Annotated in this window: 22 protein-coding genes and 1 riboswitch; of the genes, 10 read left to right on the forward strand and 12 right to left on the reverse strand. The window is 45.3% G+C overall.

Annotated elements, in window-relative coordinates:
- Positions 1-26: 26 nt before the first annotated feature.
- The 5 genes from FJR71_RS06035 to FJR71_RS06055 all read right to left on the reverse strand — a co-directional run bounded on the left by FJR71_RS06035 (position 27) and on the right by FJR71_RS06055 (position 6,538).
- Complete coding sequence (locus tag FJR71_RS06035) at positions 27-1,367, reverse strand: alanine/glycine:cation symporter family protein (protein ID WP_125334946.1); 1,341 nt, start codon at positions 1,365-1,367, stop codon at positions 27-29.
- A gap of 156 nt (positions 1,368-1,523) precedes the next feature.
- Positions 1,524-1,614: riboswitch (glycine riboswitch) on the reverse strand.
- A gap of 136 nt (positions 1,615-1,750) precedes the next feature.
- A complete protein-coding gene (locus FJR71_RS06040; protein ID WP_048688430.1) occupies positions 1,751-3,169 on the reverse strand; it encodes a C69 family dipeptidase in 1,419 nt (472 codons plus the stop codon).
- An 80-nt stretch (positions 3,170-3,249) separates the two neighbouring features.
- The gene (locus FJR71_RS06045) at positions 3,250-5,586 is read right to left on the reverse strand and encodes an endonuclease MutS2 (protein ID WP_140814330.1); all 2,337 of its coding nucleotides are present in this window, start codon (positions 5,584-5,586) and stop codon (positions 3,250-3,252) included.
- A gap of 96 nt (positions 5,587-5,682) precedes the next feature.
- Positions 5,683-6,237: a CvpA family protein gene (locus tag FJR71_RS06050; RefSeq protein WP_048688423.1), complete on the reverse strand. Its 555-nt coding sequence runs from the start codon at positions 6,235-6,237 to the stop codon at positions 5,683-5,685.
- A gap of 10 nt (positions 6,238-6,247) precedes the next feature.
- Complete coding sequence (locus FJR71_RS06055) at positions 6,248-6,538, reverse strand: cell division protein ZapA (protein ID WP_023024429.1); 291 nt, start codon at positions 6,536-6,538, stop codon at positions 6,248-6,250.
- Positions 6,539-6,690: 152 nt separating this feature from the next.
- Between FJR71_RS06055 and FJR71_RS06060 the strand changes: the two genes are divergently transcribed.
- The 4 genes from FJR71_RS06060 (at position 6,691) to recD2 (ending at position 11,287) form a co-directional block, all read left to right on the forward strand.
- Positions 6,691-7,170 carry a glutathione peroxidase gene (locus FJR71_RS06060; protein ID WP_048688419.1) on the forward strand — a complete coding sequence of 160 codons (480 nt, stop codon included), beginning with the start codon at positions 6,691-6,693 and terminating at the stop codon, positions 7,168-7,170.
- 55 nt (positions 7,171-7,225) lie between these two features.
- A complete protein-coding gene (rnhC, locus tag FJR71_RS06065; RefSeq protein ID WP_048688416.1) occupies positions 7,226-8,116 on the forward strand; it encodes a ribonuclease HIII in 891 nt (296 codons plus the stop codon).
- Between the two features lie 3 nt (positions 8,117-8,119).
- Entirely contained in the window at positions 8,120-8,758 is a 639-nt protein-coding gene (lepB, locus tag FJR71_RS06070) for a signal peptidase I (protein WP_048688413.1), read from the forward strand.
- 93 nt (positions 8,759-8,851) lie between these two features.
- Positions 8,852-11,287: an SF1B family DNA helicase RecD2 gene (gene recD2 / locus FJR71_RS06075; RefSeq protein WP_140814331.1), complete on the forward strand. Its 2,436-nt coding sequence runs from the start codon at positions 8,852-8,854 to the stop codon at positions 11,285-11,287.
- A 28-nt stretch (positions 11,288-11,315) separates the two neighbouring features.
- On the opposite strand, the gene dinB is transcribed toward recD2, so the two are convergent.
- Positions 11,316-12,428: a DNA polymerase IV gene (gene dinB, locus FJR71_RS06080; RefSeq protein ID WP_048688406.1), complete on the reverse strand. Its 1,113-nt coding sequence runs from the start codon at positions 12,426-12,428 to the stop codon at positions 11,316-11,318.
- Between the two features lie 225 nt (positions 12,429-12,653).
- Between dinB and pflB the strand changes: the two genes are divergently transcribed.
- From pflB to FJR71_RS06115, 6 genes are all read left to right on the forward strand, one after another.
- Complete coding sequence (pflB, locus tag FJR71_RS06085; RefSeq protein WP_048688403.1) at positions 12,654-14,969, forward strand: formate C-acetyltransferase; 2,316 nt, start codon at positions 12,654-12,656, stop codon at positions 14,967-14,969.
- A 140-nt stretch (positions 14,970-15,109) separates the two neighbouring features.
- Positions 15,110-15,868 (forward strand): threonine/serine exporter family protein, encoded by a 759-nt coding sequence (locus tag FJR71_RS06090; RefSeq protein ID WP_125329214.1) that lies wholly within the window; start codon positions 15,110-15,112, stop codon positions 15,866-15,868.
- Between the two features lie 4 nt (positions 15,869-15,872).
- A complete protein-coding gene (locus FJR71_RS06095) occupies positions 15,873-16,340 on the forward strand; it encodes a threonine/serine exporter family protein (RefSeq protein ID WP_048688397.1) in 468 nt (155 codons plus the stop codon).
- Positions 16,341-16,446: 106 nt separating this feature from the next.
- Entirely contained in the window at positions 16,447-16,677 is a 231-nt protein-coding gene (locus FJR71_RS06100; RefSeq protein WP_048688394.1) for a hypothetical protein, read from the forward strand.
- 344 nt (positions 16,678-17,021) lie between these two features.
- On the forward strand, positions 17,022-18,200 hold the full coding sequence (locus tag FJR71_RS06110) for a hydroxymethylglutaryl-CoA synthase (protein WP_140814332.1): 1,179 nt from the start codon (positions 17,022-17,024) through the stop codon (positions 18,198-18,200).
- Positions 18,193-19,461: a hydroxymethylglutaryl-CoA reductase, degradative gene (locus FJR71_RS06115; RefSeq protein WP_140814333.1), complete on the forward strand. Its 1,269-nt coding sequence runs from the start codon at positions 18,193-18,195 to the stop codon at positions 19,459-19,461. The genes FJR71_RS06110 and FJR71_RS06115 overlap by 8 nt, the downstream gene beginning before the upstream one ends.
- Before the next feature lie 46 nt (positions 19,462-19,507).
- On the opposite strand, the gene fni is transcribed toward FJR71_RS06115, so the two are convergent.
- The 6 genes from fni to FJR71_RS06145 form a co-directional block, all read right to left on the reverse strand.
- Positions 19,508-20,524 carry a type 2 isopentenyl-diphosphate Delta-isomerase gene (gene fni / locus FJR71_RS06120; protein ID WP_140814334.1) on the reverse strand — a complete coding sequence of 339 codons (1,017 nt, stop codon included), beginning with the start codon at positions 20,522-20,524 and terminating at the stop codon, positions 19,508-19,510.
- A complete protein-coding gene (locus FJR71_RS06125) occupies positions 20,502-21,527 on the reverse strand; it encodes a phosphomevalonate kinase (protein WP_140814335.1) in 1,026 nt (341 codons plus the stop codon). Before FJR71_RS06125 ends, fni begins: the two co-directional genes overlap by 23 nt.
- The gene (gene mvaD, locus FJR71_RS06130; protein ID WP_140814336.1) at positions 21,517-22,467 is read right to left on the reverse strand and encodes a diphosphomevalonate decarboxylase; all 951 of its coding nucleotides are present in this window, start codon (positions 22,465-22,467) and stop codon (positions 21,517-21,519) included. The genes FJR71_RS06125 and mvaD overlap by 11 nt, the downstream gene beginning before the upstream one ends.
- Entirely contained in the window at positions 22,449-23,327 is an 879-nt protein-coding gene (gene mvk, locus FJR71_RS06135; RefSeq protein ID WP_125334968.1) for a mevalonate kinase, read from the reverse strand. The genes mvaD and mvk overlap by 19 nt, the downstream gene beginning before the upstream one ends.
- 120 nt (positions 23,328-23,447) lie before the next feature.
- Positions 23,448-24,401: a serine hydrolase domain-containing protein gene (locus FJR71_RS06140; RefSeq protein ID WP_140814337.1), complete on the reverse strand. Its 954-nt coding sequence runs from the start codon at positions 24,399-24,401 to the stop codon at positions 23,448-23,450.
- Between the two features lie 35 nt (positions 24,402-24,436).
- Positions 24,437-25,171: a CppA N-terminal domain-containing protein gene (locus FJR71_RS06145; RefSeq protein ID WP_140814338.1), complete on the reverse strand. Its 735-nt coding sequence runs from the start codon at positions 25,169-25,171 to the stop codon at positions 24,437-24,439.
- Between the last annotated feature and the right edge of the window lie 56 nt (positions 25,172-25,227).

Consider the following 25,227-nt stretch of genomic DNA (forward strand, 5'->3'; position numbering starts at 1 on the left):
AGAAAGACCAGATCACACGATTTGGTCTATTTCTTTTTCTTAAAATATCGTTTGCTTTCCTTTAGAACAATAGGCGATAAGGCTAACAAGGCGATGAGATTCGGCAAGGCCATCAGTCCATTCACAATATCGGCAATGATCCAGACTAACTCCAACTGAAGAAAGCCTCCTACCCCCACCATCAGGATAAACAGAAGACGGTAATAGGGAATGAGTTTGACACCCGCCAAAAATTCGACACAGCGTTCACCATAATAAGACCAACCCAAAATGGTCGTCGTCGCAAACAGGACCAAACAAAGGGTCAGAATGATCCCACCGATGTGGCCAAAGGTCGAAATAAAGACCTGTTGGGTCAAATCACTCCCAACTTGCCCCACTGTTGTCCACTGGCCAGATACTAAAATAGCTAGACCAGTTAGGCTACAAATAATAATGGTATCGATGAAGGTCCCAGTCATAGAAATCAAACCTTGCTCCACTGGCTCTTCCGTCTTCGCTGCGGCTGCTGCAATCGGCGCAGATCCCAGTCCTGACTCATTGGAGAAAACTCCACGCGCCACCCCTTTTTGAACTGCCTCTTTCACCAAGGCTCCAGAAAAACCACCGATAGCCGCGGTTCTTGTAAAAGCACCTTGGAAAACTTGGGATAGAACGGTCGGCACTTGGTCCATATTCAAGACAATAATATAAACTGTCGCAAAGATATAGGCTGCAGCCATAAAAGGAACCACCTTTTCTGAAACCTTGGAAATCCAATGAATTCCCCCAAATATGACAGCCGATACAATTCCTGCAATGACCAGACTAGCGACTTGAGGAGAAAGTTGAAAACTAGTCTTCAAAGCGCCCGTAATGGCATTCACCTGGGTCATGGTTCCAATCCCAAAGAGAGCCACCAAGACACCTGCTAGGGCAAAGAAGATGGCAAGGGGACGCCACTTCTCTCCCATCCCGTGAAGAATGTAGTACATCGGACCACCAGAAATGTGACCATTGTCATCCTTGGTTCGGTAGCGAATGGCCAACAAACCTTCTGCATACTTGGTCGCCATTCCAAAGAAGGCTGCCATCCACATCCAAAAGAGGGCACCTGGGCCACCTGTCTGAATCGCTGTCGCTACTCCGACAATATTTCCTGTCCCAACTGTCGCCGCCAAGGCTGTTGCCAAGGCTCCGAAGCTAGAGATATCCCCTTCTCCTTGATCTTCTGTAAAAATGAGCCGAAAGGCTTGGGGTAAACGAAAAACTTGAAGCAAGCCCAAGCGTAAGCTCAGATAAATCCCAGTCCCCACCAAGAGGATCAAAAGGGGAGCCCCCCAGACCACATTATCTACTTGTTTAAAAAACGCCAACCAATTTGTCATCCTTATCTATTTCTCCTTTTATCATTTGTCTAGCTTTAGAAAGGGATAGCCATCCACTTCCTCCACATCATCCAAGCAATCATCCAAAGAGAAAAAGAAAGAGCACATGTCAAAACATGTACTCTGGTGCTCCAAATAAAAACCAAAAAGGCTTCTATCTTTTGCTCTGTCCTTTTACCTGAGAGTTTGAGTAGAATGCTCTACCTTGCCCCTTCGGTGCCTTTACGGTCTCTCCAGAGTTCCGTCCATTTCACAGTCATAGGAAGGCCCTACTTCTGAAAAACTTCATCCGGTATGATGTTCAATTTGTTCTATTTTAGCATAATTTGAAAAGAAAATCAATATTTTCAGAAACTATCATGAAATAGTACAACTTGGTCCAACTAGTCACTCAAAGAGAAATGGTTGGTCATCAGGTTACTAGCATCCAACAAGACCTTATCCAATAAGCAATCCGTCGCTTCTTGAATCTGATCACTCATTTCCTGATTTTCTCTTTCGAAATCAACGGTTTGTCCTGCTGCCAAGGCTTGATCCACTCGTCCAATCCGGGCATGCCCAAGGGCCATAGTGCTTTCTTGGTAATCTTCTAAATCTCCAACATGATGACTATAGTGGGCATCTGCCAGACCAGCAATGATTCGATTGGTCCAATAGAAGGAATCTGTCGTCACTTTTTCTGTCGTATTGGCAAAATAATCCGGTGTCGTATCGACCTGGGTAAAGAAAGGAACGGCCGTATTGAAAGGCATTGACCCATAGCAAAGCCATTGAATCCCGGTTGTCTCTTGAGGACGATTCGGCCGCAACTGGAGAATGGCCGTCTGGCTGGTCCGGTTAATGCCAATGGTACGGAAGGTCCGACGACTATGACTATCCCCTTCTAAAGCGTAAGGATCATAGGCTGAATCCTGGTAGTGACTGCTGAGGACATATTTGACATCTTCAATCGTAATCTTGCGGTAAGGTTTTTGACACCAAGGAAGGAAGAAGGAACGAGGATCTTGCTCCACTTCTGGGTTGAGGAATCGTTGAATATCCCAAGCCCGTGGCGTGTTGTAATGGCGGTCCTTATCTCGTTGGCTCCCAAAAGCATAACGAGGGTTAAAAGACGAACCGTCAAAATCCAAGGCCAGGTGATGGCGTTCCACAAAATCTTTCAAGTCTGGGTCACATAAAAACTCTTCCGGGCGATCAAACTCAAAGCGATCACTTCCCAATTGATTGGGATTGGTCACATAGGCATCGTCTGGCACACGGCGGGCCATCCAGTGATGACCACCGATGGTTTCCAACCACCAGATCTCATTGACATCGCTGATAGCTACTCCGTTAGACTCATAGGTTCCGTATTCTTCTAGGATTTTCCCCAAGCGAAGCACTCCTTCTCGGGCAGTCTGGACATAAGGAAGGACCAAGGTCAGCATGTCTTCCTCCCCAATTCCACTTTCCACCAGAGGGTCCGCCCCCAAGACTCGGCTATTGGTCGTAATGGTCTCTGTCTCACTCATAGCCACATTGTACCGATTGATCCCCGCTTCTCCCCAGATACCATCTTTTGGAATGGCATCTGGAACAGCTGTGTAACGAACAGGGTTATCTGGCAGGTCTATCTCAAAAGGAGATAGGACCGACCGATAATGACGGGGTTGATCCTCTGGCTGAACAACGATAAATTTCTTAGGAGTAAACACTCCGTTTTGAGAGTCTTCCGTGCGAGCTACAATGGTTGAACCATCATAACTGGCATCTTTTCCGACAAGTATGGTAGTACAAGAATCGGACGAACGATTAGGGGTCATATGCTTTCCTTCTTTCCGTTTAAACTGACTGTATTATAGCAAAAAGCGTGCCTGATTAAAAGGCACGACTGACTCTTTGCTTATTTAAAGGTCACAATTGTCGCTCCGCTTCCTCCTGCATTTTGAGGAGCGTACTCGAAGCTTTTGACATGCTTATTGCGACGGAGGTACTTGGTAACTCCTTCCCGGATGACCCCAGTTCCGATACCGTGGATGATATCGACTTGGGCCATATTATTGAGAAGGGCTTGGTCGATAAAGCTGTCCAATTCTTCCATGGCTTCCTCATACCGTTTGCCACGAAGGTCCAAGCGAGCCCGAGGTCCATTGGCATTGGAACGTTTGACTACGTGGACCTGGCGTTTTTTCGGTCGAGAAGCATCTTTTTCAGCTTTCAACAGATTAAATTCTTTTTCTTCCAAGGTCATCTTGATCAGTCCCACTTGGGCTTCCCAACGACCATCCTTGAGCTGCTTGGTAAGACTTCCTCTTTGTCCATAGCTGATGACCAAGATCTCGTCTCCGACTTTTGGAGCACGGGCTTTCTTAGCCTGTTTCAAGACCTTGTTTTTCGATAGATCGACTGTTTCTGGGGCCAATTTTTTCAACTGAGACTTGGCTTCAATAATTTCATGGGGCTTGAGTTGCGATTTGGCATGAAGACCTTGCAAAATCTGATCGCTTTCTGCTAGAGCAAGATCCACAATTTCTTGCGCTTCTTTACGCGCCTTGTTGAGCTCTGTTTCCCGCTCTCGGGTCAACTCATTGTACAATTTCTTGAGGACGCGGTTGAATTTCAGATTTTCCTGTTCAACATCTCGGATGGACTCGAGTCGTTTGCGACTTTCTAGGGTCTGAGCTTCCAACTTTTCAATGATGCGGTTGACATCCCGATCCTGATTGGTCAACCCCTGCGCTTGACGAACAATCACTTCTGACAAGCCTAGACGACGCGCGATTTCAAAGGCATTGGAACGTCCTGGTACCCCCTGCATAAACCGATAGGTCGGACGCAGGCTGTCCGTATCAAATTCCATGCTGGCATTTTGAACACCAAGTGTCTCAATCCCATAGGCCTTAAGTTCTGGATAGTGGGTGGTCGCCATGGTCTTGATCCCTCGTAAGCGGAGATCTTCTAGGATGGCGATCGCCAGTGAAGCCCCTTCCTGAGGATCCGTTCCAGCTCCCAACTCATCCAGCAAGACCAAGGATTCCTCATCGACCTGCTCCAAAATAGAGACAATATTGGTCATGTGACTGGAGAAGGTAGACAGGCTCTGCTCGATCGACTGCTCATCCCCGATATCAGAGAAGATTTGCGTGAAGACAGCTACCTTACTCCCAGCATCTGCTAGGATTGGCAAGCCCGACTGGGCCATTAATTGGGCTAGTCCCAGGGTCTTGAGCATGATGGTCTTCCCACCCGTATTCGGTCCGGTAATCACAATCTCTGTGAGGTCTTTGCCAAAGTGGATATCATTAGGAACAGCCTTCTCAATCAAGGGATGGCGAACCTGCAAGAGCTGAATCTCCCCTTGATCTGACAAGGTTGGAATAGTTCCTTTTCGGTCCTGTAAAAAGCGATGTTTGGCCCGAACGAGGTCAATATGACCGATCAGCCAAGCATTGTTTCGGATTTCCCCCGCATGAGGACGAAGGAGGTTTGAAATTTCTTCCAAGATCCGGAGCATCTCGAAGCGTTCATCTGCACGATGGTTGGCAATATCTTCATTAAGATTGACGACCGCTCGAGGTTCGATATAGACGGTATTTCCACTGGCTGAAATATCGTGCACCACACCGGCAATCCGATTGCGGTAGGTGTTTTTGACTGGCAAGACATTTCGTCCATTCCGACTCGCTACGACCTGATCAGCCAGCATTTCGGACTTGGTCTTCAACAATTCTTGTAAAATGTCTCGCACTTGGTGTTCATTCTCTTGAATCCGTCGACGAATTTTTGCCAAGGTTTCACTGGCAAAGTTTTCAATAAATCCTGCCTCATTAATGGCATGGAGACTTCCCTGCAACTGTGGAAGGTCGACTAGATTTTCAAATATCCGATCCAGTTTTTCCAAGCGGACATTTTCTAATTCATCATAAAAATTTCGCAATTCATGGGTCACGCGCAGGACTTTCTTGACCGCTAACAATTCATCGATATTGAGCGATGTTTCTAGTTCTAAACGCTTGGTCACTGGACGAATTTCTTGGATGGTGGGCACGCTAAAGTGCGGATGCTCCACAAATATCTGAGCCATATCCGCCATTTCAAGAAAGGCGGTTTCAATTGCTTCTTTTTTTGTAAGTGGGGCTAATTCCTGCAACTCCACTTCGCCCTGCTCCGTTTGCAAATAGGGCTCTACTAAGTTTTTGACTTTTTGAAACTCTAAGGTTTCGAGAATTTTTTGATTCATGTTTCTCCACAACAGAAAAGGAGGCTGATTTTGGTTTGAGCCTCCCCTTCCTTTCTATAATAACTCTCATGAACTGTTAGACATGATGAGAAGTGATTACGCACCTAAGATTTTTACAACCCAAAGTTGTTTCAAGAGGCCTGCTGTAAGGGGGCTATGCTGCACCATAAATCGAATGAGGAAACTTCCATGAAGTCGATCTTGAATGGCTGCCATGGGGATGGTTGACAAAATCGTGAATCCCATTTGCAGAACAAAGTAGGTTACTAGGACAGCTAGCACACCACTGGCAATCTGAAACGGATACTCCTCCCATTTTTCAGGCGTTGGAATCAAGGGAATAAAGAGTCCAATCACTCGACCTATCGCATAGACTAAAACAAACAAGATGAAGTAAGCCAAACCAGCGTAAAAAACTTTGTCTAAGTGAAAGAGTTGGTCTGCACCATAAAAATAGCTTTTTGAAGCTTGTGTTGCACTCGAAAATGGAATCCATAGACTAATGGTTTTTGCCAAGGACTGATAGCCTGATCCTGCGACCAACATGGCCACAATCATGGTTAAAAAATAATATCCTTGAAGCAAAATCCCTCGTGAATACCCAATATAAAAACTCCAAGCTAGGATGAATAAAATCAGGATTGAAAACATGCAACTCCCCTTAATTAGATGATCTACCGACTAGGCCATCTAGGGCCTTGCGACGAAAATCTTCCAATTCTTTTTCCTTATCGTCAAACTCAATCTCACGACTCAATTGTGTTGACAAACTATTGATTGCTAGTAAAATGGCCAGGGTCTCATCATCAGCAGCTGGCATTTGTTCTTTAATCGCTTCATATTTTTCTTTCGCGACCCGTTCAACCTCTTCCATAAAGAGATTATCATGATTAGTTGTAAGAGTCAGCGATTTATTACCGAAAGTAAATTTGTATCTATTTAAGCTGGACATAAAAATCACCTCACGATATTATATCAAAATCTAGCCCGCTTGTCAGTAGGAAAATCCCCTTCCCATAGGAAATACCGAAGCACTAGGACCACGGTTTAACTTTTTTCGACTCAAGCGTGATACAATAGAGAAAGTAGGAAAGGACGTGTAAAATGACTATCTATGATTTCACTGTAATGGCCCAAGATGGGAGCCCCTTCTCCCTCGAAGCATACCGAGGCCAAGTACTCCTCATCGTCAATACTGCAACAGGTTGCGGTCTGACTCCTCAATACCAGGGATTGCAAGAGCTCTATGAGCGCTACCATGATCAAGGATTTGAAATCCTTGACTTTCCATGCAATCAATTTATGGGCCAAGCACCGGGAAGTGCGGAGGAGATTAATCAATTTTGTAGCCTCCATTACCGAACCAGCTTCCCACGTTTCGCAAAAATAAAAGTCAATGGGAAAGAAGCCAGCCCCCTCTACCAATGGTTAAAAGAACAAGCTAGTGGTCCCTTGGGCTCCCGCATTGAATGGAATTTCGCCAAATTCTTGATCAATCGCCAAGGCCAAGTCATCCACCGCTTCTCTTCAAAAACTGATCCTCAAGCAATTGAAGCTAGCCTAAAAGAAGTTCTTTCAGACTAAATTTGACTGGTCTTTTTCTGGCCTTTCATCTAGCTTTTATGATACAATAAGGGTTATGGAAACAATTACATTGTCCCCTCAAAACGAGGACATCCAAGCATTTGTTGGTCAGCACCAAGACCACCTGCTACCTTCAAAAAATCCATATATCCGATATTTTTTTAAGGCTCCTGGTGCAACCATTTCGATTTACACATCAGGAAAGGTTGTCCTACAAGGTAATCAGGCCACGCGCTATGCTGCCTTCTTCGGTTACCAACAAGATCCGATAGACCAAGCACTTGCTGGACAAGACTTCCCCTTAATCGGAACGGATGAAGTTGGGAACGGTTCTTACTTTGGAGGGCTTGCCGTCGTGGCTTCACTGGTCAGCCCGGAGCAACATGCCCGCTTAAAAAGTCTAGGAGTTGGGGATTCTAAAACCTTAGATGATCGAAAAATTCGAGCTCTCGCACCGATCCTCAAACAAGAAATCCCGCATCAGGCCTTACTGCTGACACCTAAAAAATACAATCAGGTCATCGCCTCTGGCTACAATGCGGTATCTGTCAAGGTTGCTCTTCACAATCAAGCCATTTTTTTGCTCTTGCAACAAGGGGCAAAAGCTCAAAAGATTGTAGTCGATGCCTTTACGACCAAGAAAAACTATGATCGCTATGTTCAAGCAGAAGCGAATCAGGTCCCACAAGTCGTCACCCTAGAAGAGAAGGCCGAAGGAAAATACTTGGCAGTAGCTGTGAGTTCCATTATTGCCCGTGACCTCTTCCTCCAAAATCTGGAAGATTTGAGTCAAGAACTCGGCTACACCCTTCCTAGTGGGGCTGGTGCGCCCTCAGACAAGGTAGCTGCTCAACTATTAAAGGCCTATGGCATTCAAGCCCTTGACTACAGTGCCAAACTTCATTTTAAAAATACAGAAAAAGCAAAAAAATTGATAGAAAGATAAAGCATGAAACGTTCAAAAAAATCAAATAATCCAGTCCGTTCTTTCCTGAAAGAATGGGCGCTCTTCGGCCTCATTATTGGAGGCATTATTCTCTCTCGTATTTATCTGTGGACGCCTGTCCGTGTCGATGGCCATTCTATGGATCCGACCTTGGCAGATAGTGAATACCTTCTCGTTATCAATAAACTGCCTATCGACCGTTTTGATATCGTGGTCGCTAGTGAAACAGAAAATGGAAAAACCAAAGAAATCGTTAAACGGGTCATTGGACTCCCTGGTGAGACCATCGAGTACAAAAACGATGTCCTCTATATCAACGGCAAAGAAACTGACGAGCCTTACTTGAAAGACTACATTCAAAAATTTAAAGAAGATAAATTGCAATCAACCTATTCTGGAAAAGGGTTCGAAGAAAATGGAGAACTCTTCCGCCAAATGGCACAGATTGCCGAAGCTTTCACCGTTGATAGAGATGGAAGTGCGACCTTCACGAAAAAGCTCTTGGATGATGAGTATCTACTCCTTGGTGATGATCGAATCGTTTCAAAAGATAGCCGCCAGGTGGGGGCTTTCAAGAAGGAACAAATCAAAGGGGAAGCCGTCCTTCGCCTCTGGCCACTCCTTCCATTCCAGACTTATTAACCCATGATGAGGTTGGGACTCTTGTTCCAATCTCTTTCAATATCTTCATGAGAGATAAGCTCTCTCAGACCATTACTTAAAAGGAAACTCTGCATGGAATACTATTTCTCAGGAACCATTGAGCGGGTCATTTTTGAAAATCAAAGTAGTTTTTTCCGTATCTTATTGTTGGATATCAATGATACAGATGCAGAGGACTATGATGACTTTGACATTATCGTCACTGGAACGATGGCAGATATCGTCGAAGGAGAAGATTATACCTTCTGGGGAGAACTGGTCCATCATCCGAAATATGGCCAACAGTTGCAAATGAATCGCTATGAACGAGCCAAACCCACTAGCAAAGGCTTGGTGAAATACTTTTCTAGCGACCATTTTAAAGGGATCGGACTCAAAACGGCCCAAAAAATCGTGGATCTCTATGGCGAGGATACCATTGATAAAATTCTGCAAGCACCTGAAAAACTGGCCTCTATCTCCGGACTTTCTAAAAAGAATCGCGAGGCCTTTGTCGAAAAACTACAGCTCAACTATGGTACGGAACGGGTCCTCGCCCAACTTGCTAACTATGGCATCCCTAATAAACTAGCCTTCCAAATCCAGGATTTCTACAAGGAAGAAACCTTGCAAATCGTCGAATCAGCTCCTTATCAACTGGTCGAAGATATTCAAGGAATGGGCTTTAAAATTGCCGACCAATTAGCAGAAGAATTAGGGATTGCCAGTGATGCACCTGAACGCTTCCGAGCAGGACTGGTTCATAGTCTTTTAACCCTCTCCTTAGAAACAGGGGACACCTACGTTGAAGCCAAAGAATTGCTCCAAGCCACCATCCAACTCTTAGAAGCATCTCGTCCAGTCGAGCTCGATCCAGCCAGCGTCGCCCAAGAATTGGCCAGTCTCATCGAAGAAGACAAGGTGCAAAACATTGACACTAAGATTTTCAACAACAGCCTCTTCTTTGCAGAAGAAGGGATCCGAAGCCATATCGGTCGCCTGTTAGAAAAAGGAAAGCAAGAATCTTTCGAAGCAGAAAAAATCGAACAAACGATCGATGACATTGAAGAAGATCTCCATATCCACTACGATCCCATCCAACGGAAGGCTATCCGGGAAGCCATCCAGCAAAAGGTCTTCGTGCTAACAGGTGGACCAGGAACAGGGAAAACAACCGTTATCAATGGAATTATCGGAACCTATGCCCGCCTGCACCAATTGGATCTTCGGAAAAAATCTCAATTACCAATCCTCTTAGCTGCTCCAACCGGTCGAGCAGCCCGTCGAATGAGTGAACTGACAGGTCTTCCGAGCGCCACCATTCATCGTCACTTAGGAATGACGGGAGACGACGACACGAGCCACTTGGATGATTATCTCGATGCGGATTTTGTCATTGTCGATGAATTCTCTATGGTGGATACTTGGCTGGCCAATCAGCTTCTCAGCAATATCTCCTCCAATACCAAACTCTTAATCGTTGGAGATGCCGATCAGCTTCCTTCTGTGAGTCCTGGGCAAGTCTTGTCCGATCTCCTACAGATCCCCAGCATCCCTCAAGTCAAACTGGAACACATCTTCCGTCAAAGTGAAGATTCGACTATCGTCACTTTGGCCAGTCAGATTCGCAAAGGCCAACTGCCTCCTGATTTCACAGAGAAAAAACCTGATCGTTCCTACTTTGAAGCACCGAGTGAGCTCATCGCTCCCATGATTGAAAAAATTACCAGCGCTGCTCTTCGCAACGGCATTCCGGCTCGAGACATCCAGGTCCTCGCTCCGATGTATCGAGGTTCTGCAGGCATTGACCAGATTAACAGTCTCATGCAAGAGCTCCTCAATCCATTAGAAACGGGTGCTCTATTCTTTCAAACACTGGATTGCCAGTATCGAAATGGTGACAAGGTCATCCACCTGGTCAATGATGCCGAAAGCAATGTCTTTAACGGTGATATTGGCTACATCACCGACCTCTTGCCAGCTAAGTATACCGAATCCAAGCAAGATGAACTCACCATCCAATTTGATGGCAATGAATTGGTCTACCCCCGCAATGAATGGTACAAGATTCGCCTGGCTTATGCCATGAGCATCCACAAGTCACAGGGAAGCGAATTTCCTGTGGTCATCCTTCCTCTGACCAATCAGAGCCACCGCATGCTCCAACGCAATCTGATCTACACAGCCATTACCCGTTCGAAAAGCAAACTCATCCTCCTGGGAGAATACACTGCATTTGACTTTGCGACAAAGAATACCGGAACCGCTCGCAAAACCTATCTGATTGAGCGTTTTTCGGATGGGGTTCCTCAACGTAGAGACTCTGCCTCACAGAGCCCTGTCCACCTGGAAGAGCCCATAAAAAAAACAGAGCCCCAAAAGGAGCTCGTCTCTGTTGAAAACCACTCTGACTCATCTGCTTCCCAAGTTTCTCAACAAGGCTATCGATTAACAGAGGACAATTACTTAAGCATTGATCCCATGATTGGCCTCACAGAGGAAGAAATTCAACAGTTCTTCAAAAACTAGCTAAAAATTCCCCGTAGGTCAAGTATACCTACGGGGTTTCTTCTATTAGAGATCCTTCATGGGTTTCCCGAGACTCGGAAGAAAAATTAGTGAGGGTCACCCCTAAAAGGCGAATACCTAAGGAGTTACTTTCTAGGCTCTGGTAGAGCTCCTGGGCCAGTCTCTGAATGGCTTCAGGGTCTCTAGTTGCTTCCTCTAAACTTCGTCTCTTGGTCAAGGTCGTAAAATCGGCATAACGAATCTTTAGCACCAAGGTCTTACCAATTTTCTGATGCTTGGCCAAACTGCTCGCTACCTTTTCAGATAGGTTGGTTAATTCTTTTAGCACATCATCCTCGGCCACCAGCAATTTTCGATAGGTGCGTTCCTTCCCAATGGACTTGCGAATGCGATTGCTCTTAACCGGACTATTATGAATCCCCCGAGCCTTTCGATAGAGATCAAAACCAAAACGACCGAAGTGATCGATGAGAGTCATTTCCGGCACTTCTAAGAGATCTGCACCAGTATAAATTCCCAAATCATGAAGTCGCTCCACTGTCCGTTTCCCCACACCATGAAACTTAGCAACATCCAGCTGACTTAAAAAGTCTTGAGCTTGCTCGGGTAAAATGACGGTCAGTCCCTGAGGCTTCTGGTAATCACTGGCAATTTTTGCTAGAAACTTATTGTAGGAAACTCCGGCAGAAGCAGTTAGGTGCAATTCATTCCAAATAGCATGCTGAATCAAGCGAGCTACCTTGACAGCAGACTGAAGACCAAGCTTATTGTTGGTCACATCCAGATAGGCTTCATCAATGCTCATAGGCTCAATCAGATCGGTGTAGCGTTTAAATATTTCTCTGACTTGGAGACCGACTGCCTGGTACTTCTCGTAGTTTCCAGGGATGAAAACTGCCTGAGGACACCGTTCATAGGCCTCTTTGGAACTCATAGCCGAATGGACACCATATTTTCTGGCTTCGTAATTACAAGTCGACACCACTCCTCTTCCGCCAGACAAACGGGGATCATGGCCAATAATGACAGGCTTTCCCTTCAATTCAGGATGGTCACGCTCTTCAACGGACGCAAAAAAGGCATCCATATCGATATGAATGATTTTACGGCTCGTATCATTGACTAAAGGAAATATGAGCATGGGCAACCTCCTCTTTCATTATATCCCTATCAACGATTTTTTCCTACTAATTTTCACTTCTCCCAAGACAAAAATATAATACAGTTTATCCATATATCCCCTTCTGTATTATAAAAGAATCCAAAATCTTTTTGCTATTCCCTTTGTGAAACCGATTTCCATATGGTATACTACTATTGTAAGTGCAACAGATTTGTTGCTAGAAAGACAAAAGAGGATTTAAACATGGTTGTTAAAACAGTTGTTGAAGCACAAGACATTTTTGACAAAGCCTGGGAAGGCTTCCAAGGTGAAGACTGGAAAGAAAGAGCCAGTGTCTCACGCTTTGTACAAGCTAACTACACTCCATATGATGGAGACGAAAGCTTCCTAGCTGGCCCAACAGAACGTTCACTTCACATCAAGAAGATTGTTGAAGAAACAAAAGCACACTACGAAGAAACTCGTTTCCCATACGATACTCGTCCAACTTCTATCGCTGATATCGCAGCTGGATACATCGACAAAGAAAACGAAGTGATCTTCGGTATCCAAAACGATGAATTGTTCAAATTGAACTTCATGCCTCGTGGTGGTATCCGTATGGCGGAAACTACTTTGAAAGAAAATGGATATGAGCCAGATCCAGCTGTGCATGAAATCTTCACTAAATATGTAACAACAGTTAACGACGGTATCTTCCGTGCTTATACTACAAACATCCGTCGTGCACGTCACGCTCACACAGTAACTGGTCTTCCAGATGCATACTCACGTGGACGTATCATCGGGGTTTATGCTCGTTTGGCCCTTTACGGAGCTGACTACTTGATGGCTGAAAAAGCAAACGACTGGAACGCGATTACTGAAATCGATGAAGAATCAATCCGTCTTCGTGAAGAAGTAAACCTTCAATACCAAGCACTTCAAGAAGTTGTTAAATTGGGTGACCTTTATGGTGTAGACGTACGTCGTCCTGCCTTCGATACAAAAGAAGCAATCCAATGGACAAACATCGCCTTCATGGCTGTCTGCCGTGTGATCAACGGTGCTGCTACTTCTCTTGGACGTGTGCCAATCGTTTTGGATATCTACGCTGAACGTGACTTGGCTCGTGGTACTTACACTGAATCTGAAATCCAAGAATTCGTTGACGATTTCGTTATGAAATTGCGTACTGTTAAATTTGCTCGTACAAAAGCTTACGACCAATTGTACTCAGGTGACCCAACCTTCATCACAACTTCTATGGCTGGTATGGGTAACGACGGACGTCACCGTGTTACGAAGATGGACTTCCGTTTCTTGAACACGTTGGACAACATCGGTAACTCTCCAGAACCAAACTTGACAGTTCTTTGGACTGACAAATTACCATACAGCTTCCGTCGCTACTGTATGCACATGAGCCACAAACACTCTTCTATCCAATACGAAGGTGTAACTACTATGGCTAAAGACGGATACGGTGAAATGAGCTGTATCTCATGTTGTGTATCTCCACTTGACCCAGAAAACGAAGAACAACGCCACAACATCCAATACTTTGGTGCTCGTGTAAACGTTCTTAAAGCTCTTCTTACTGGTTTGAACGGTGGTTACGACGACGTTCATAAAGACTACAAAGTATTTGACATCGATCCTATCCGTGACGAAGTTCTTGAATTCGAATCTGTTAAAGCAAACTTCGAAAAATCACTTGACTGGTTGACTGACACTTACGTAGATGCTTTGAACATCATCCACTACATGACTGATAAGTACAACTACGAAGCTGTTCAAATGGCCTTCTTGCCAACTCACCAACGCGCTAACATGGGATTCGGTATCTGTGGATTCGCTAACACTGTTGATACTTTGTCAGCAATCAAATACGCTACTGTTAAACCAATCCGTGACGAAGATGGCTACATCTACGATTACGAAACAATCGGTGAATACCCACGTTGGGGTGAAGATGACCCACGTTCTAACGAATTGGCAGAATGGTTGATCGAAGCTTACACTACTCGTCTTCGCAGCCACAAACTTTACAAGAATGCAGAAGCTACAGTTTCACTTTTGACTATCACTTCTAACGTTGCTTACTCTAAACAAACTGGTAACTCACCAGTCCACAAAGGGGTATACCTCAACGAAGATGGTTCTGTGAACACAAGCAAATTGGAATTCTTCTCACCAGGTGCTAACCCATCTAACAAAGCTAAAGGTGGATGGTTGCAAAACTTGAACTCACTTGCTAGCCTTGACTTTGGTTACGCAGCTGACGGTATCTCACTCACTACTCAAGTGTCACCTCGTGCTCTTGGTAAAACTCGTGACGAACAAGTAGACAACTTGGTAACTATCCTTGATGGATACTTCGAAAACGGTGGACAACACGTTAACTTGAACGTTATGGACTTGTCAGACGTTTACGAAAAGATCATGAGCGGTGAAGACGTTATCGTTCGTATCTCTGGATACTGTGTAAACACTAAATACCTCACTCCAGAACAAAAAACTGAATTGACACAACGTGTCTTCCACGAAGTTCTTTCTATGGATGATGCATTGAGCTAAGATTCAAATAGATTTTTCAAACCAGTCGGAAACGGCTGGTTTTTTCTTGTCCTGTCTTGACTAAATCCGTGGTAACACTAGTACAAATCAGTGAAATTTTGATATAATGGAAGCAATCTATTAACAGAACAGGAAGAACAATGGAAGCGTCTAAAGATATGGACCGCGTGATTGATGTCCTCATGTTGGCAGGAACCCTCCTTTTAGAGAGTGGTTCTGAAATCCATCGGGTGGAGGATACCATGATCCGGATTGCTCATTCTCAAGGAATCGATGATTGCAATGCCTTAGCGATGCCAGTCGCTATTTTCTTTTCAATCGAAAATGCCAATATCACGCGGATGAAGCGGATCCTGCGGACCAATTACAATATCGAGAAGGTCTGTGATGTCAATCAGATTTCTCGCCAATTAGTCTCTGGGCACATCAATCTCGAAGAAGCCTACCAAGCCTTGATCCAATTGAAGCAGAAGGCAGTGCCTTATACCAATCCACAGTTAACCATTGCGGCTACTCTAAGTGCTCCTTTTTTCTCCATTATGTTTGGCGGGAATTTTTATGATGCGATAGGAGCAGGTATTGCGACCGTCTTTGCCTATGCTTTCTCTCTAGTCGTTGAGAAATACGTGCGCATCCCTTTTGCCACTGCTTTTGCGGCAGCCTTTGTCTTTGGATTTTTAGCCCATATTTGGGCCCGCTATAGTGGTTTTCCTTCCAATACCGATCTCATAATTGCTGGTTGTGTCATGCCTTTCGTTCCTGGGATTGCCATGACCAATGCCGTCAGGGATCTGATGAACAACCACCTCAACTCTGGGATGAGTAAACTCTTTGAGACCCTGCTCATTACTCTTGCCCTTGGTGCCGGAACGACCGTCGCTCTTGTCCTTATGAAATAGAATCATGAATCTAATCGAATTTTTAATCCAAGCCGTGGCGAGTTTGATTGCCATCATTACCTTTTTAATCGTCCTCAACGTGCAACGTTCCATGCTACTCCCTGGAGGAATTTTAGGGATGGCTATTTGGTTGCTCTACTATATCTTGAAAGGACCTACCAATGTTATCATTGCGACTTTTATCGCCGCCATTGTCGGTTCTTGTATCAGTCAAATTTTAAGTATCATCTACAAGACGCCTGTCGTTGTCTTTATGCTAGCTATTCTCGCTCCTTTGGTTCCTGGATATATTTCCTATCGGACCACCTCCTTCTTTGTTAGTGGCCAATATCAGCAAGCCGTGACCAGTGTGACCCTAGTTGTTATTCTGGCCTTGGTTATCTCTATCGGGATGGCTAGCGGGTCTGTCGTCTTGAAACTCTACCATTCTTACCAACGCCATCAAAAAAGAAAAATGACCAATGCCAACTAGCATTGGTTTTTCAAAACTTATCTATGTAATCGCTTGCATTTTTGTTTAAAAGGAGTACAATGATAGTGAAAAAACAAATCCTTTAAAGTATGTGAGGTACTGTATGATGGTAAACAAGTATATCAAGTATCTTCCTTGGGTGATTCTAGGAGCCTTCTCCTCCTATCTATCAGCGACTTACTATGCCCGCAGTTCATTTGACTTGTTCTATCTGACTTTGATCTTTCTGATTGCGGACATCGCTATACTCGTCTTCTACGAAAAAGTTCTAAGAGACAAATGCAAAGAACTCTTCATACGGGTTATGAGTAACCCTAAGAAAGATAAGCAAGCATAAGAGTTGAAAAGGCTGGGACAAAAGTCCTAGCCTCTCAATTGTTTTTGGATTGTCGAGCAAGATGCAGTGGTTGAGTGGGCTCTACTACGCTGATTTCATCAGCTTTTACAGCCCTACTCAACTGTGCGGAGGTGGGACGACGAAATCGAATTCTAACGAATTACCGATTTCTGTCCCACTCTCTTTTGTTTTTCGTCCTCTTTTTTTCAAAAAATCCCCTTGCCCAACTCGGTCCTAAGAATGATTTCCATTCTGTTCTGGCTTTTTCAAGGGAGTTTTGCTCTCAAATATGGTAAAATAGTAACGAAATATACTAGTAGATATCAAATTAAAAGAGGTTATTTATGACAATCGGTATTGATAAGATTGGATTTGCGACCAGCCAGTATGTCTTGCGCTTAAGTGACCTAGCGGCTGCTCGAAATACTGATCCAGAAAAACTCAGTAAAGGGCTCTTATTGAAAGAACTGAGTATTGCCCCTATTACAGAGGATATCGTCACACTTGGAGCAAGTGCCAGCCATAGTATTTTAACCGAAGAAGAAAAAGAAGAAATCGATATGGTCATCCTGGCGACCGAGTCAGGAATTGACCAGAGTAAGGCTGCTGCTGTTTTCGTTCACGGTCTCCTAGGAATCCAACCCTTTGCTCGGAGCTTTGAAATGAAGGAAGCCTGCTATGCTGCAACGGCCGCTTTGGACTATGCTAAACTTCATGTTGAAAAGTTCCCACAGAGCAAGGTCTTGGTCATTGCCAGCGATATTGCAAAATATGGGATCGACACTCCTGGAGAACCGACTCAAGGAGCTGGATCTGTCGCTATGCTAGTGACGCAGAACCCACGTATCCTAGCCTTTAATGATGATAATGTAGCTCAGACCCGTGACGTCATGGATTTCTGGCGTCCTAACTACTCCAGTACACCCTTTGTCAATGGGATTTATTCGACCCAACAGTACTTGGATTGCCTGAAAACAACTTGGACAGAGTATCAAAAACGGACTGGCTTAACCTTGGATGATTTTGCGGCGGTCTGCTTCCACTTACCTTATCCCAAACTCGCCCTCAAGGGCTTAAAAAAGATTCTTGACAAGAGTCTTTCTCCTGAGAAACAAGCCCAATTGCAATACAATTTTGAACAATCCATTCTCTACAGCCAAAAGGTTGGGAATATCTATACGGGTTCTCTCTTCCTAGGTTTGCTTTCTCTCTTAGAGAATCAGCCTCAATTAGTGGCTGACGACCGTATCGCCCTCTATGGATATGGAAGTGGCGCAGTCGCTGAGATTTTTAGTGCTCACTTGGTCAAAGGATTTGAGCAAATGCTCCATCCAAACCGTATGGCAGAATTGGATCAGCGAAAAGCTCTTACGATTGACGAATATGAGAAGATCTTCTTCGAAGAGGCACAATTAGATGCTGAAGGCAATCAAACCTTCCAAGGCTACCAAGATCAAACCTATGCCTTATCAGAAATCAACGAACACCAACGAACCTATGTAAAGGTAGAACACCATGGTTAAATTAACTGGTTTTTCAAAAGTAAGTCCAGCAGAGCGCATCGAGAAACTAGCTCAGGCCGGACTCCTTTCAGAAGAAGGTCTACAGACAGTAAGGGACAATGAAACATTGCCCCTTTCTCTTGCCAATGAAATGGTCGAAAACGTCCTTGGCACCTTGGCTTTACCCTTTGGACTAGCTCCTGGCTTCCAGGTAGATGGTCAGGAAACCCAGGTCCCAATGGTGACGGAAGAACCTTCTGTCATCGCTGCTGCTTCTTACGCTGCTGGACTAATCAAGCGCTCAGGTGGGTTTCAGACCCAGGTTCACAAGCGTCAAATGATCGGTCAAGTGGCTCTATATGAGGTTAGCCATAAAGAAGAGGCCAGTCAGGCGATTACAGAAGCTAAAGAAGAACTGCTCCAACTGGCCAATCAAGCCTATCCTTCCATCGTTAAACGGGGAGGTGGGGCACGAGATCTCTGGACAGAGGTGAAAGGTGACTTTCTCATTTGCTACCTATCTGTCGATCCAAAAGAGGCCATGGGGGCTAATATGCTCAACACCATGCTAGAAGCCCTGGTCAACCCTTTAGAAGATTTATCCGAGGGGCAGGGCTTAATGGCTATTCTGTCCAACCTAGCGACAGATGCCCTGGTCACGGCAAGCTGTCACATAGACTACCGCTTCCTCAGTTGCGATCCCAAGGAAGCGGCCGAAATCGCTCAGAAAATAGCTCTGGCCAGTCAATTGGCAGCTGTTGATCCTTATCGAGCAGCGACTCACAACAAGGGAATTTTCAATGGTATCGATGCTGTCGTCTTGGCAACTGGGAATGACTGGCGGGCGATTGAAGCAGGTGGCCATACCTATGCTAGTCGATCTGGACAAGCTCAAGGACTATCTAGTTGGATAGCTCATCCAGATCAGCAAGTCCTAGAAGGTCAGCTGACCCTTCCCATGCCTATCGCTACCAAGGGAGGCTCCATCGGACTCAATCCAAGTGTTCAAGTGGCTCATGACCTACTTGGAAATCCCGATGCCCAAACTCTTGCGCGGATTATTGTTTCCGTTGGCCTGGCTCAAAACTTTGCAGCGCTTAAGGCCTTGGTCAGCACCGGTATTCAGCATGGGCATATGAAACTCCAAGCTAAGTCACTTGCCCTACTTGCTGGCGCTAGTCCGTCAGAGGTAGCTCCGGTGGTCCAAGCCCTGCTAGAAGACAAACCCTTTAACCTGGAAAAAGCCCAAGCTATATTAGAGAACATTCGTCAAAGCAAGTAAAAAATCCTTCCGTGTACACGGAGGGATTTTTGTTAGTTTCTTCAAGTTAATCATGGATGGAGAGGATTTGTTCATATCCTTCTTTTACACGACCATAAAGAAGATAGGGAACCTTTCTCAAATCGGCAAGTGTCTGACAAGAAAGAGCACACATGATCAGGCGTAAATCCTCTTTCCAAGCATTGACTTGGGCGATGACCTCTTCAATCGGCTGTGTCTCTACCAATTCTAAAATGGTCCGAGAAAGACCGACCCCCTTGGCTCCTAGAACCAGTGCCTTGATCATATCCAAGGGATGACGAACGCCACCAGAGGCGAGAACCTCGACCTGATCCATCAGTGGTTGAGCCCCAAGCAGGGCTTGGACTGTTGTTTGTCCCCAGTCATTGAGATAGGAACGATTGCCTCCCCGACGGTTTTCGATATAGGCAAAACTGGTCCCGCCTCTACCAGAGATATCAACGGTCCTGACACCTAATTCGATGGCTCTTTGGATAGTTCCGGCATCCATACCAAAACCGACCTCTTTTAGCACCAACGGCACAGGTAGTTGCTTTGCATAGTCTGCTAAATGGTCTTGCCAGTTTCTAAAGCTTCGTTCCCCTTCGGGCATGAGAAGCTCCTGCATGAGATTGACATGGAGTTGGAGAAAGAGGGGCTGGGTCTCCTCAATCGTCTGCAAGCCCAGTTCAAGCGGTTTGTCAATCCCGATATTGGTCGCAAAGAGAAGATCCGGATAAAGGGCCTTGACTCGATAGGAGCTGTCCTGGGGATCTTTTAAAGCTGCACTATAGGAACCCGTCACAAAGAGAATGCCGCAGGCTTCTGCCACCTGGGCTAACTTCCGATTGATTTCTCCCCCCTTGGCACTACCACCTGTCATGGCATTGATATAAAAAGGGTAGTCCCAGTCACGACCCGCAAAATGGGTCTTCAAATCCACCTCATCTAAATCGATAGTTGGTAAAGAGGAATGAATCAACTCAACCTCATCAAAGCTATTGTAACCCGGAGTTTGCTCCAAGGCTAAGCGAATATGTTCATCCTTTCGGTTGGCCGTCATACTCTCCCATCCTTTCTGAATATAATAAATCAATCCCTACTTCTTGCCAGCGTCTGACGATTTCTTGGGCAGCAGCCTCCTCAAATGCGAGGGCAATCCCACAATCTCCTCCTCCAGCGCCACTGGATTTTGCAATAACCGCTAGTCCCTCTTCTGCCCTCTTTAATTGGGCCAGTTTTTTGGTATAAATCACCTCATTGAGAGATCGAAGTAAGTCACTGGCCCGACTGATAGAAGAGCAGGCTAAGTCTCGGTCTGCCTCTTGAAAGGCCACTAAGAGGTCTTGTACAGCCTGCTCCGTCCCCTCTAAGAAGACATGATCAATAGCTGAACGAACCTGGTTAATCAAGTCTCTTGAAATAGCGGGTTCCTGGGTCCAGCCTACTAAAAAAGTATAGGGCAACTGAGGGGAAAGAGGCTGGATTTCATATCCCCAATCCAGGGCTAAGACCTGGTTTAAATCCTGATCTTGTAATTGCTCAGCCAGCGCCCGTCGGTCAAAAGAGCGGTAGCTGACCAAGCTTTCATAGGCAATACAAGCCAGGTCTCCCATAGAGCCATTGTCTCCACGTCGAATCAAGACCAGACAGGCTAAACGAAAGAGCAAGTCTGCTGACAGGGGAAAATCATAAAGAGCCGCCATGGCTTTAAGGGTCAACAAGACCACACTACCACTAGAGCCAATTCCGAATTTCTTATCCTCTCGCTCAAATTTCCCCCCAATACTTAAATCAAAGGGAGCAAGTGCCACTCCTTGTGACTGGAGGTAGGCGTTCATCAGATTCACGGTTTCTTGGATCAGGGCATAGTCCGCCTGCGGAGTCAAATCAACCGCAAAGGAAAACATGTCCGACTGAATCCGATAAGTAGATGCTGGTTGGATATCTGCCTGCATGTAAATGGGAATAAACTGAATAATGGCTGTTTGTCCCGGTGTTAGGATAGAATATTCCCCAGCGATATACAGCTTCCCACCTGCTTGAACTGCTTTCTTATTCTTCATGGGATAGATCCTTGGTCTTGGAAACAATGATACGGTAGTCTTGTTCAAAAAGTGGAACCAATTGGTCCAGATCCTCTTCTAGACAGAGAACCTTCACATTCGGACCTGCATCCATGGTGAAGTAGCAACGTTTCCCTTCTTCACGAAGAGAGCGCACGAACTCCATGGCCTCGTAGCTCTTATCCGTCAAATAGGAAAAGGCTGGACTTGCAGTCTTGGTTGTAGAATGCATGAGAAGAGCATTCCGTTCGGTCAATTCCCCTACTTTTTCAAAATCATTGTCCTTCAGGTAACCCAGCATATCTTGGTAATCCCGGGCTGACTGGCGGATCCATTCTTGGAAATTGCTAGAGGTTTCCGTGCACCGTTTCATCCCTTCCCGACTAGAAAGAATTTTTTGTTGGTCGTTTAACACTAGCATGATCATAGCCAGTTTGAGGTCCGTTTCCACCTGGTAAATTTCCCCAGTATCCTTGTCCCAAGCAGCTAAGGGGCCAAAGAAGGAACGAGAAGACGAACCGGAGGCAAACTTAGCCGCTTGAGCTTGTTCTGCCTGCGTCATTCCCAGTTGGTAATAGCGATTGCAGGCTTTTACCAAGGCAGATAGACCACTAGAACTAGAAGAAAGTCCTGCAGCTGTCGGCATATTGTTGCTGGTATCAACCCGCACAAAGCCTGTCTCCCCTTCTGGTTTAAAACGGTCGATGACTGCTCCAATCTTGGCCTGCTCCGCTTCATTCTGGAAGACCCCATCAATAAAGAAGGCATGGGACTTGGCTTCAGGCCCCAAAGGACTAAGTCGAGTCTCCGTATACATATTTTCCAAGGTCAAGGAAATGGAACTAGTTGATGGCACCATTGCTTCACTGTTTTCCTTGCCCCAATACTTAATAATGGCGATATTGGCATACGATTTCACGCTTACAGGTTTTCGATCCATAACTCCTCCACTCCTTTATTTCTTAGTTCTTTTGCGATCATCTCTGCTTGTTCCTGGTCTGCAGCAAGGGCAATGATACAGCCACCGAGCCCACCACCACTCATCTTGGCTCCCAAGGCTCCACTCCCTAAGGCTAGTTCCACCAATTGATCCGCTTCTGGACAACTCACTCCCACTGCTTGCAAATGATGATGGCAGTCTGTTAAGATGCGTCCCAAGGTGAAAGCATCTTTTTGAGCAAGAGCTTTTTCTGCGTACTCAGTTAGAAGTCCAATTTCATGGAAACTAGCGAGGGCTGCTGTTCCCAACTCCTTGACCTTCTGAATGGCTTCTTTGGTATGGCCATGGATACCTGTATCTGCAATGACCAGCTTGGCACCCAAATTAACCTCTAATTCACTGAAGCCGACATTTCGAATGAATTTAATCGGCTGATCGCTGAGACAGGTCTTGGCATCCAGCCCACTTGGATTCACATGGGCAATCATTTCCGCTCGATTAACCAAGATTTCCAAAGTCTCTTGACTCAAATCTCGCCCAAAGTAATCAAAGACTGCTCGAATTGCCGCAATACTGACAGCAGCCGAGGACCCCATCCCCCGCTGGGACGGAATCATGGAGTCAATCCGGCAAGCGATAGCCGCCTCCTCAATCCCCAAATGCTCTAAAGAAGCGTAAACGGCCATAGATAAGCTATCATTCTCAAAAAGGACCCACGGACGCTCCGCAGGTACAATCTGACAAGTGACCTGAATGTTAAGGAGGGGCAAGGCAATGGCTGGATAGCCATAAACAACCGCATGCTCTCCTATTAAAATAATCTTGCTATGTGCTTGTCCGACACCTATCGATCTAGTCATATGTCTCTCAGTTATCTTCATTCTTTTCTGCTATAGATTGCTAGATACAATCTTCTCTCCTTCCATTTTAATATAAAAAAAGAAAAAAAGCGATGGCTAAACCACGCTTCTTTCTCCGTCTTAGGAAGGATTTTTTCCGGTTCCTTCCATTTCTCTTTTGATGAGCTCCATGAGTTGATTCCGATCTAGGATCCATTGGGCCCGCTCATCTTTTTCATAGGTCCGATTGGATAGGAAAATAGCTGCCAATTGGAGCTTGCGATTATAGAGAAGGAAGGTTCCTGTATAACCTGTATGGTCCAACCAGTCTCCTTCCAGATTCCAGGCCAGAGAGCGCATCTTCCCTTTTTCTAAAGCATAGTTCTGCGATAAAATCTCTGCAAAAGGATCCTGTAAGTAATGCTCCAGGAAAATTTCCATATCTTTAATGGTTGAAAACAGACCTGCACTTCCGGCATGGACTCCCAGTACACGCGCTTTCGGATCATGGACGACACCAGCTGGAACGCCACGAAGGGTTGGCACCGCTTGAGAAACCGGGCCAAAAGTAGTCTCCTTCATTTGCCAAGGTGCAAAGACTTGCTCCTGAAAAATCTGGGCCAAATCCTGACCATACCACTTCTCCAGAAGAAAGCCCAACAAAAGAAAATTGACATCTGTATAGTGGAACTGGCGATTGTCCTTGAGCTTCAAACGGTGCAGGGCTTCTTTTAAGCCCTCAGCATCCAAGTCATCTCGTCTAGGGATGAAAGGATCCAGCCCAGAAGTATGGGTTAAAAGCTGACGGATGGTCACCTCTGCTTGCTCCATATCCGGATAGTAGGAAGCTAAGGGACGATCGATATCAATTTGCCCTTGTCGGACCAGAAAAGCAAGAACCGTTCCAACTCCGACGACCTTACTCACACTGGCCAAATCATAGGTCAAGCCGGCAATAACTGGCTCTTGCTTGGCTGGATCAGCCAGTCCCAAGTAATACTCCTGCCAGCTTCCCTTCTGATAGAGCGCAAGAGAGGCACCTGGGTAGATGCCTGCTCCTATTTGCTCTTGAATTTTTTGGATGATTATTTCCATTTTTCTTCACTCATTTCAATCAGCCAAAGACTTGCTTAAGCTTCGAACCACCATTCAATCTTGCTTGGATCCTCAACCAAGACAAATTGTTGCCTTTTTGGTACAAAGGTCACCTGATCTCCAAAGCAGGAGGCCACTTCACTTGCTACAAATGGCTCCAGAATGACCTTGACCTGACAAAGGTCCCAAGTCTGTCCATTTGCTAGTGTGAGGTCCGGACCATCTGATGCTTCTAACTCTAAATACTCTTCCAAGCCAGGTAGTTGTTGATAGAAAGCTGTAGAAGTCTCTACATTAGGCACACGAAGCACCATCTTTTCTACGAAAAACTCCTTCAAGGTTGTAAACTCTTCATTCGCTTGAAAATCTGGAACTTCCTCAATTTCAGTTAAACTGTCCACTTGCTCTTCCGCATGGAGCAAGATACGATCTCCTTCTGGCGAAAGAGCTTCAAAGGCATAGCCATTTTCCCCTCTGAAGAGGCGATCAACTTGATGACCACGAGCCAGAAGCCACTCAATTTCTTGTGGGTTGGTCACGCGAATCTTTAAGCAAGCCAGGCGTTTTGGCCCCTCAACCTTACGGGTTCTCATACTAGGGGATTCCTCTAAATAGAGGCGATCTGTCTTCGATTGATCCCCAAGGGATAATAAAGCCCCATCTTCCAACAGGGTTTTCATTCCTAAGACCTTTTCAAAAAATTCTTGATTGACATTTCGATTGTTTGTTTTTAATACGGGTGAAATACTACTAATCTTATTTATGCACATAATTCCTCCAAGTCTTTTATATTTTAAAAGATTTTCTTTTTTTTTACAAGAAATCT

The organism is Streptococcus xiaochunlingii, assembly GCF_006385805.1.
Taxonomy (GTDB): Bacteria; Bacillota; Bacilli; order Lactobacillales; family Streptococcaceae; genus Streptococcus; species Streptococcus xiaochunlingii.

What these genes read in the sequence shown, in the direction of transcription:
- recD2 (WP_140814331.1), top strand. Translation starts at nt 8,852, where the DNA reads ATGGAATACTATTTCTCAGGAACCATTGAGCGGGTCATTTTTGAAAAT.
- dinB (WP_048688406.1), bottom strand. Translation starts at nt 12,428, where the DNA reads ATGCTCATATTTCCTTTAGTCAATGATACGAGCCGTAAAATCATTCAT.
- pflB (WP_048688403.1), top strand. Translation starts at nt 12,654, where the DNA reads ATGGTTGTTAAAACAGTTGTTGAAGCACAAGACATTTTTGACAAAGCC.
- FJR71_RS06090 (WP_125329214.1), top strand. Translation starts at nt 15,110, where the DNA reads ATGGAAGCGTCTAAAGATATGGACCGCGTGATTGATGTCCTCATGTTG.
- FJR71_RS06140 (WP_140814337.1), bottom strand. Translation starts at nt 24,401, where the DNA reads ATGGAAATAATCATCCAAAAAATTCAAGAGCAAATAGGAGCAGGCATC.
- rnhC (WP_048688416.1), top strand. Translation starts at nt 7,226, where the DNA reads ATGGAAACAATTACATTGTCCCCTCAAAACGAGGACATCCAAGCATTT.
- FJR71_RS06115 (WP_140814333.1), top strand. Translation starts at nt 18,193, where the DNA reads ATGGTTAAATTAACTGGTTTTTCAAAAGTAAGTCCAGCAGAGCGCATC.
- FJR71_RS06045 (WP_140814330.1), bottom strand. Translation starts at nt 5,586, where the DNA reads ATGAATCAAAAAATTCTCGAAACCTTAGAGTTTCAAAAAGTCAAAAAC.
- FJR71_RS06055 (WP_023024429.1), bottom strand. Translation starts at nt 6,538, where the DNA reads ATGTCCAGCTTAAATAGATACAAATTTACTTTCGGTAATAAATCGCTG.
- fni (WP_140814334.1), bottom strand. Translation starts at nt 20,524, where the DNA reads ATGACGGCCAACCGAAAGGATGAACATATTCGCTTAGCCTTGGAGCAA.
- FJR71_RS06145 (WP_140814338.1), bottom strand. Translation starts at nt 25,171, where the DNA reads ATGTGCATAAATAAGATTAGTAGTATTTCACCCGTATTAAAAACAAAC.
- FJR71_RS06095 (WP_048688397.1), top strand. Translation starts at nt 15,873, where the DNA reads ATGAATCTAATCGAATTTTTAATCCAAGCCGTGGCGAGTTTGATTGCC.
- mvaD (WP_140814336.1), bottom strand. Translation starts at nt 22,467, where the DNA reads ATGGATCGAAAACCTGTAAGCGTGAAATCGTATGCCAATATCGCCATT.
- FJR71_RS06035 (WP_125334946.1), bottom strand. Translation starts at nt 1,367, where the DNA reads ATGACAAATTGGTTGGCGTTTTTTAAACAAGTAGATAATGTGGTCTGG.
- FJR71_RS06050 (WP_048688423.1), bottom strand. Translation starts at nt 6,237, where the DNA reads ATGTTTTCAATCCTGATTTTATTCATCCTAGCTTGGAGTTTTTATATT.
- FJR71_RS06100 (WP_048688394.1), top strand. Translation starts at nt 16,447, where the DNA reads ATGGTAAACAAGTATATCAAGTATCTTCCTTGGGTGATTCTAGGAGCC.
- FJR71_RS06110 (WP_140814332.1), top strand. Translation starts at nt 17,022, where the DNA reads ATGACAATCGGTATTGATAAGATTGGATTTGCGACCAGCCAGTATGTC.
- mvk (WP_125334968.1), bottom strand. Translation starts at nt 23,327, where the DNA reads ATGACTAGATCGATAGGTGTCGGACAAGCACATAGCAAGATTATTTTA.
- FJR71_RS06040 (WP_048688430.1), bottom strand. Translation starts at nt 3,169, where the DNA reads ATGACCCCTAATCGTTCGTCCGATTCTTGTACTACCATACTTGTCGGA.
- FJR71_RS06060 (WP_048688419.1), top strand. Translation starts at nt 6,691, where the DNA reads ATGACTATCTATGATTTCACTGTAATGGCCCAAGATGGGAGCCCCTTC.
- lepB (WP_048688413.1), top strand. Translation starts at nt 8,120, where the DNA reads ATGAAACGTTCAAAAAAATCAAATAATCCAGTCCGTTCTTTCCTGAAA.
- FJR71_RS06125 (WP_140814335.1), bottom strand. Translation starts at nt 21,527, where the DNA reads ATGAAGAATAAGAAAGCAGTTCAAGCAGGTGGGAAGCTGTATATCGCT.